Annotated in this window: 8 protein-coding genes and 1 pseudogene; 4 read left to right on the plus strand and 5 right to left on the minus strand. The window is 73.0% G+C overall.

The window, feature by feature from the left end; translation table 11 throughout:
• Positions 1-546 (minus strand): TetR/AcrR family transcriptional regulator (locus ABYE80_RS15185; protein ID WP_372791139.1); only part of this gene is annotated, 546 nt, incomplete at its 3' end.
• Between the two features lie 78 nt (positions 547-624).
• Between ABYE80_RS15185 and ABYE80_RS15190 the strand changes: the two genes are divergently transcribed.
• Complete coding sequence (locus ABYE80_RS15190) at positions 625-1,065, plus strand: VOC family protein (RefSeq protein WP_372791130.1); 441 nt, start codon at positions 625-627, stop codon at positions 1,063-1,065.
• Here ABYE80_RS15190 and ABYE80_RS15195 read toward each other — a convergent pair.
• Positions 1,049-1,762: a TVP38/TMEM64 family protein gene (locus tag ABYE80_RS15195; RefSeq protein ID WP_372791131.1), complete on the minus strand. Its 714-nt coding sequence runs from the start codon at positions 1,760-1,762 to the stop codon at positions 1,049-1,051. The genes ABYE80_RS15190 and ABYE80_RS15195 overlap by 17 nt on opposite strands.
• Before the next feature lie 85 nt (positions 1,763-1,847).
• Here ABYE80_RS15195 and ABYE80_RS15200 point away from each other — a divergent pair, with 85 nt between their 5' ends.
• Complete coding sequence (locus ABYE80_RS15200; protein ID WP_372791132.1) at positions 1,848-2,288, plus strand: hypothetical protein; 441 nt, start codon at positions 1,848-1,850, stop codon at positions 2,286-2,288.
• 18 nt (positions 2,289-2,306) lie between these two features.
• Here the strand turns inward: ABYE80_RS15200 and rlmD are convergent, their stop codons facing one another.
• Complete coding sequence (gene rlmD / locus ABYE80_RS15205; protein ID WP_372791133.1) at positions 2,307-3,695, minus strand: 23S rRNA (uracil(1939)-C(5))-methyltransferase RlmD; 1,389 nt, start codon at positions 3,693-3,695, stop codon at positions 2,307-2,309.
• 21 nt (positions 3,696-3,716) lie between these two features.
• On the opposite strand from rlmD, the gene ABYE80_RS15210 reads away from it, so the two are divergent.
• Positions 3,717-4,901 carry a hypothetical protein gene (locus tag ABYE80_RS15210; protein ID WP_372791134.1) on the plus strand — a complete coding sequence of 395 codons (1,185 nt, stop codon included), beginning with the start codon at positions 3,717-3,719 and terminating at the stop codon, positions 4,899-4,901.
• Between the two features lie 14 nt (positions 4,902-4,915).
• Here ABYE80_RS15210 and ABYE80_RS15215 read toward each other — a convergent pair whose 3' ends face one another.
• Both ABYE80_RS15215 and argF read right to left on the minus strand, forming a co-directional pair.
• The gene (locus tag ABYE80_RS15215; protein ID WP_372791135.1) at positions 4,916-5,602 is read right to left on the minus strand and encodes a hypothetical protein; all 687 of its coding nucleotides are present in this window, start codon (positions 5,600-5,602) and stop codon (positions 4,916-4,918) included.
• Positions 5,603-5,709: 107 nt separating this feature from the next.
• Entirely contained in the window at positions 5,710-6,591 is an 882-nt protein-coding gene (gene argF, locus ABYE80_RS15220; protein WP_372791137.1) for an ornithine carbamoyltransferase, read from the minus strand.
• A gap of 21 nt (positions 6,592-6,612) precedes the next feature.
• Between argF and ABYE80_RS15225 the strand changes: the two are divergent.
• Positions 6,613-6,870: pseudogene (locus ABYE80_RS15225) on the plus strand (hypothetical protein); the annotation flags it as partial.

A 6,870-nucleotide genomic window follows, 5' to 3' on the forward strand; every position in this document is an offset into this window, starting at 1 on the left:
CGTGGCCTGGGCCTCGATCGCGTTCGTCCGGACGAAGCCCAGGACGAGCGCCAGGATCGCGTCGAGCTCGATGTCGCCGAGGCCCGTGCCTGCGACGGCAGCGAGCTCGTACTCGTACTTCGCCATCTGTCCCGGCCCGAGTGGTGGCCGGCCGGTCGACACTGTCGCAGCCCAAGGATGCGCTGCATACAGCGCGCGGTTCGCGTCAGCGACCGCGGTCAGCCTTCGGCGCCAGCCCAGCCGCCCCCAGGACGGCCGAGGCATCGCGCCGTAGCGATCGTCGAGCATGAGATCGAGCAACTCGGCCTTCCCGGGCACGTACCCGTAGAGCGTCATCGGAGCCACGCCGAGGTCGGAGGCCAGCCGCCGCATCGTGACCGCCTCCAGGCCCTCGGCGTCCGCGACGGCGATCGCGGCGCGGACCACGCGGTCGACGCTCAGGCCCTGCCGCGGCCCACGGCGCGCGGGCAGCGGCACCTCGTGACGCCACAGCAGGGCGAGGGTCCGCGCGGGGTCACCGCCGCCGGTCGAGTCGGTCATGGGCAGATCATCGCGGGCCGGAAACTATGTACACTGTACGGTGTACGCAGTACGTCGTACACCCGCGATCCCACAGGAGCCCTCGTGCAACCCATCACCTCGTCCGCGGTCTGCCTGAACGTCGAGGACCCGCAGGCGTCGGCCGCGTTCGCCTGTCATCACCTCGGCTTCACCCAGGAGATGGCTGCCGACGGCGTCGTCTCGATACGCCGCGATGACGCCGGCTTCAACCTGGTCTTCTTGCGCACGGGCCTGCCAAGCATGAAGCCGGAAACCTTGCGTGACTGCCATGCCGCAGGAGTCCTCCTGGCGTTCGTCGTCGAGGACGTCGATCGCGAGTACACGCGGCTCCAGGATGAGGGCGTGGTCATCACCACGCCGATCGAGACCGAGCCCTGGGGCGAGCGCTACTTCCAGGTCACGGACCCGTGTGGCGTGGTGCTGCAGCTCGTCTCATGGGAGCCAGGCGCCGACCCGCGCTCCGATGGGACCCCGGACGAGATGACCGCTACCCCTCCTGCGTGACCGTCTGACGGCTGCCGCCGTTCCGTCGGCGATGCGCCCACACGCCGGCGATGACGGCGAGCAGCAGCGGCGCGAGCGCCACCCACACCAACGGGTCCGACGGGTGCAGCGACTCCAGCCGCGAGCCGAGGTAGACGCAGGCCGCTGTCAGCGGCAGGAAGCCGACGACCGTCGTCCAGACGAAGCGCACGAGCGGGACACGCGTGGCCCCGGCGACGAACCCGATCAGGCTGAACGGCACGATCGGGATGAGCCGGGCGGCGAGCAGGGCGCCCGCACCGCCGCGCGCCACCATCTGCTCGGCGCGGTTCGCGCGGGTCTCCCCGACCAGGCGGTGGATCGCGGGGCGGCCGAGGTGCTGGCCGACGTAGTACGTGCCGATCGCCGACAGCGTCCACCCCACCATCGCGATCGGCAGGGCCAGCCAGAAGCCGTACACGTAGCCCGCCGCAGCGCTGGCCACCTCCGACGGGTACGGCACCACGATGTGCACCATCATGAAGGCGTAGAGCAGGACGACGCCCATGATCCCGAGCCCGTCCAGACGCTCGCGCGCGGTCTCCGTGTCCCCGCGGAACGCGGCCGAGGCGAGGTCACGCAGGTCCGGCACGAACAGGACGAGCGCCACCAGCGCGACCATCGACGCGAGCGTGAAGAGCACGGCGTCGCGCCTGACGTGTGCCTCCGGGACGCTCACACCCCCAATGATGCCGGGTTGCGCCCGCCACGCGCCGATGACACGATCGTGGCATCCGCCACAACCCACCCCGGAGGCTTCCCGCATGTCGGTCACCCGAGTCCTCGTCGTCGCGCACAAGACCGCAGCGACGCCCGCACTGCTCGACGCCGTGCGGGACCGCGCCGCGAAGGGTCCGTGCACCTTCTCGCTGCTCATCCCGAACTCCGCGCACGGGCTGCACAAGTTCGTGGACCCCGAGGACACGCCCGACACCGAGGCGGCCGCGACGCTGGAACTGGCGCTGCCGCTCCTGTCCGAGGCGGCGGGGTCCGACGTCGAAGGCCTGATCGGCGACCCCGCGCCGCTCACCGCCATCCAGGACGCCGTGAACCTCATGGGGTTCGACGAGGTGATCCTGTCGACGCTGCCGGCCCGGGTCTCCCGGTGGCTGCACCTCGACCTGCCCAGCAAGCTCAACGGCCTGGGCCTGCCCGTCACGACCGTCACGCCCGGCGACCGCGCGCCGAGCAGCACCCCCGCCTGACCGCCCGTCCGGGCGGCGTCAGTCCCGGTCGGGGTTGCCGACCCCGCCGGGGCCCGCGTCGAACTGGGCGACCGCCTCGATGTGCGGGGTCTGCGGGAACATGTCGACGGGTCGGACCTTGCGCAGCACGTATCCCGCCTCCACGAGCTGGGCCGCGTTGGGCGCCAGCGTCGTCGGGTTGCAGCTGACGTAGACGATCCGCTTGGGCGCGGTCTCGACGATGCGCCGCACGACCTTCTGCGAGAGGCCCGCCCGGGGCGGGTCGACGACCACCAGGTCGGGCTTCTTGGCCTTCGCCGCGAGCTCGCGAAGCGCGAGGCGGACGTCGCCCGCGAAGAACTGCGCGTTGCCGATCTCGTTGGCCCGGGCGTTGGCGATGGCGTCCTCGATCGCCTGCTCGACGATCTCCAGCCCCCAGACCTCGCCCGCGCGCTGCGACAGGACGAGCCCGATGGTGCCGATGCCGCAGAACAGGTCGTAGACCCGCTCCCAGCCCTTGAGCTCCGCGAACTCGGCGGCGACCGCGTACAGCTGCTCGGCCATCTCCGTGTTGGTCTGGAAGAACGCCTCGGCGCTGATGGCGAACCGCAGGCCCGACAGCTCCTCGTGGATGGCGGGGCGACCGGCGACCAACTCGGAGAAGCCGCCCATCGTCGTCTCGCCGACGCCGTCGACCTGCGTCCAGACCAGGGAGTCGCACGGGACCGCCTCCTCGAACGACGCGCTGTCGAGCTCGCCCGGCGAGGTGACGAGCCGTACCTGGAGCTCACCGGTGCGTCGTCCCTCGCGGATGACGAGATTGCGCAGGAAGCCGACGGTCGATCGGCGGTCGTACGCCGTCAGGCCCTGGGCCCTCGCCCACGTCAGCACCTGCTCGCGGGCGGCGTTGGCACGGTCCGAACCCAGCTTCGACTCGCCGTCGACGATGGTCTCCCACGACCCAGGGGCGTGGAAGCCGCACACGATCCCTCCGGGAGCGTCGGGGTCCACGCCGAAGGAGTACTCGAGCTTGTTGCGGTACCCCCACTCCTGCACCGCCGGGACGATCGGCTCCATCACGAATCCGTCGAGCTTGCCGATGCGCCGCAGGGCGTCCTCGACGTGCTCCTGCTTGTGCTCGAGCTGCTTGGCGTAGGGCAGCACCTGCCAGGCGGCGCCCGGGTGCTCGGCGACCGCCGGGATGCGATCCGGGCTCGGCTCGATCACCTCGAGCGTGCGCGCCTCCGCATAGCGACGGTTGCGCTTGGTGATGACCGCGCGCACCGTGTCGCCCGGGACCGCCCCCTGGACGAACACGACGTACCCGCCCGCATGGCGGGCCACGCCGTTGCCCCCGTGCGCCAGCCGATCGATGGTCAGCTCGAGCTCCTGGCCCGTCTGGGGTCGTGCGGCGGCGGGGGCATCCATGACTGTCAGGATGGCATCCCGATGCAGATGAGCGCCTACCGGGCTCGCGCCCAGGAGTACGCGACCGCCCTCGGCGGCGCCCACCACCGGTACTTCGCCGGGCTCGATCAGTCCTGGGACCCGGCCGCCATCCACGCCGCCCACGCGGACTGCTGGTCGGTACAGGCGGTCGAGGCGCTCGGCGAGCGGGCCGCCACCGGGAACGTCGGAGCCCGCCGGCTGTGGCGCTTCGCGGTGACCGCGCGGCTGCGGGCGCTCACCGCACCGCACGACGACGAGCGCAGCCGCCGGGCGGCCTCCGGCGGCCTGCCCGCGCTGACCGCCGACCTCGCGGTCGAGACCGACGTCCTGGAACGGGCGAGGATCGAGCAGCGACGCCTGGAGCTGACCACCGAGACGCTCAGCCCGTCCGCCGGCGCCGCCCTGGAGGTGATCCGCAGCGAGACCCGGCGGCTCGGCTGGCCGTCGTACCGCGCGCTGTGGACGGCGATGACCGGCATCGACCTCGGCGGCCTGGCGCGGCGTGCCGAGGCGCTGCTGCGCGACGAGGACCCGCCCGACCTCGGGGACGCGTACACGCGCGCCGACGTACCCCGCTGGCACCGGGCGATCTGGGCCGACCAGGCGTTCCCGTCCCACGCCCTCCTCCCGTCGCTGCGCAGCGCGCTCGTGGAACACGGCACCGATCCGGACGATCCGGGGTTCACGATCGACGTCGCGGCGCGGCCCGGGAAGTCGTCGCGAGCGTTCTGCGCCGCGGTGCGGGTCCCGGGGGACATCCATCTGGTCGTCGGTCCCACCGGAGGCATCCAGGACGCCGAGGCGCTCTTCCACGAGGCCGGGCACGCCGTCCTGCTGGCCGGCCGCGACGCGCGATGGCGCTTCGAGGAGCGCCACCTGCTGCCCCCGCACGTGGCCGAGGCCGCGGCCTTCGCGTTCGAGCGCCGCGTCCCCGACCACGGGCAGGAGCGCATCGCCGCGCACCTGGCGACCTCACGCGTGCTGCGCCGCCGACGGATGGCGGCCCGGCTGCTGCACGAGCTCGATCTGCTGGACCACGGTCCCGTGCAGGACCTGCGGGAGCGGTACGCGCGGCGCATGGCGCGGGCGACCGGCCTGGACTGGCCCGGAGCGCCGTGGCTGACCGACGCGGATGCGCTGCTGGGGTCGGCGGACTACGTGCGCGCCGACGAGATCGCGGGCTGAGTGCCCGCCGCGGATCAGGCCAGCGCCTTGTCGACGGCCGCCAGCACCGACTTGCGGTTGGCGTTGCGCTCCTCGTAGTCGCGCACCTTGCGGAGGTCGCTGCTCGCGAGGTCGCGCAGCCGGTCGATCACCTGGGCGGCGGTCAGCTCGTCGTAGTCCGGGATCGGGAAGGGGCCGAGCCGCGCGGCGCGCCGGACCTTCTCGGCGGAGCGGATCGCGCGGTCGCCCCCCTTGGCCGCCGTGTCCCGCACCTTGCGCGCCGCGTCGTCCAGGTCGAAGGGCCCGCGCCCGAGCAGCGTCTCGACCTGGCTGAGCAGGTCGAACGCCTGCTGCCGCCCGGTGCTGACGAGGCCCTGGGCGAGCTGCTCGGCGTCCCCCCGCGTCAAGCGGCCGCGGGCGACCGCGTCGTCCATCGCCTCCTGCACGCGCTGGGCGCTCAGCACGACCCCACCGGCGAGCAGGTCCCGGAGCTGGGCGATGTTGGACCGCAGGGCCTCGTCACGGGCGACCGCGGCCGCCTCGTCGCCCGCGGCGGCCTGCGCGACCGGGCGCCGCGGCGTGGTGGCCGGCAGACGCTTGCCCGAGGCCGGCGCCTTCGCCGCAGGCTTCTTGGCGCCGCCCGCCGCTCGCGCGGCACCCGCCGACGACCCCGGCGCGGTGCGCTTGCGCGGCGATCCTGCGGGGTCCTTGGGCTGCGGCATGGCGGTCGTGCTCCCTCTCCGTGAGTGCGATGCGTGTCAGTGCGGACGGTATCCGACCCGCGTCCTGCGACGTGCGGTCGCGGATCCTCGGACGGGACTCGTGCCGTTCAGCGCGGCGCAGCCAGCAGCAGCTCGAGCATCGCCTTCTGCACGTGCCGGCGGTTCTCGGCCTGGTCCCAGATGCGCTGGCGCTCCCCGTAGAGCACCTCGGCGGTGATCTCCTCCCCGGGGTGGGCCGGCAGGCAGTGCAGCGCCACGGCCCCGGGCGCCGCGCGATCGAGCAGGGCGTCGTCGATGCGGTAGGGCTCGAGCGCGGCGCGGCGCGCGGCGGCCGTGTCCTCGTCCCCCATGCTCACCCAGACGTCCGCGTAGATCGCGTGCGCGCCCGCGACCGCCTCGGCCGGATCGTCGGTCAACGTCGCACCGCACTCCGCCTCGAGCTGGTAGCCGTCGGGAGCGGCGACGGCCACCTCGACCCCCGCGAGGCCCCCGAGGAGCGCCAGCGACCGGGCCACGTTGTTCCCGTCGCCGACGTACGCGAGCTTCAGGCCCTCGAGCGTCCCGAAGGTCTCGCGCATCGTCATCAGGTCGGCGAGCGCCTGACACGGATGGTGCCCGGCCGTGAGCATGTTGAAGACGGGGATGTCGCCTTCCGCCGCCAGCTCCTCGAGCAGCTCGTCGGGACCGGTACGCACGCCCACGGCCTGGACGTGCCGGCTGAGGATGCGGGCGGTGTCCTTCACGGACTCGCCGCGGGACAGCTGCAGCTCACCGGAACGCAGGAGCATCGGGTGCCCGCCCAGCTCGACGATGCCGGCCTCGAAGCTGAGCCGCGTTCGCGTCGACGGCTTCTCGAAGATCAGCGCGACCACCGTGTCACGCAGGGCGGTGCTGGAGTGGGGCGCGGCCTTCAGCTCGATCGCACGATCCAGGAGCGCGTGCAGCTCGTCGGCGCTGAGTTCGAGTCCGGTCAGGAGGTGTCGGGGCATGAGCTGCGGAAGGATACGCGCGTGCGCGTCCTCACCTGGAACCTGTTCCACGGACGGTCCCTCCCGGAGACGCCCCGATCGCTGCTGCCCGAGTTCTCGGCCGCGCTCGCCGGGTGGGAGTGGGACGTCGCGCTGCTCCAGGAGGTGCCCCCGTGGTGGGCGCCGCCGCTGGCACGCGCGGCGGGCGCGGACTGGGCCCGCACGGTCCTCACCTCGCGCAACCTCCTGCTGCCCCTGCGGCGGGCGATCGCCACCCGGCGTCCGGACCTCCTGAAGTCC

Source organism: Paraconexibacter sp. (genome assembly GCF_041602235.1).
Lineage (GTDB): Bacteria > Actinomycetota > Thermoleophilia > Solirubrobacterales > Solirubrobacteraceae > Paraconexibacter.

Coding starts and splice junctions, on each gene's coding strand:
- ABYE80_RS15200 (WP_372791132.1), top strand. CDS start 1,848: ATGTCGGTCACCCGAGTCCTCGTCGTCGCGCACAAGACCGCAGCGACG.
- rlmD (WP_372791133.1), bottom strand. CDS start 3,695: ATGGATGCCCCCGCCGCCGCACGACCCCAGACGGGCCAGGAGCTCGAG.
- ABYE80_RS15210 (WP_372791134.1), top strand. CDS start 3,717: ATGCAGATGAGCGCCTACCGGGCTCGCGCCCAGGAGTACGCGACCGCC.
- ABYE80_RS15215 (WP_372791135.1), bottom strand. CDS start 5,602: ATGCCGCAGCCCAAGGACCCCGCAGGATCGCCGCGCAAGCGCACCGCG.
- argF (WP_372791137.1), bottom strand. CDS start 6,591: ATGCCCCGACACCTCCTGACCGGACTCGAACTCAGCGCCGACGAGCTG.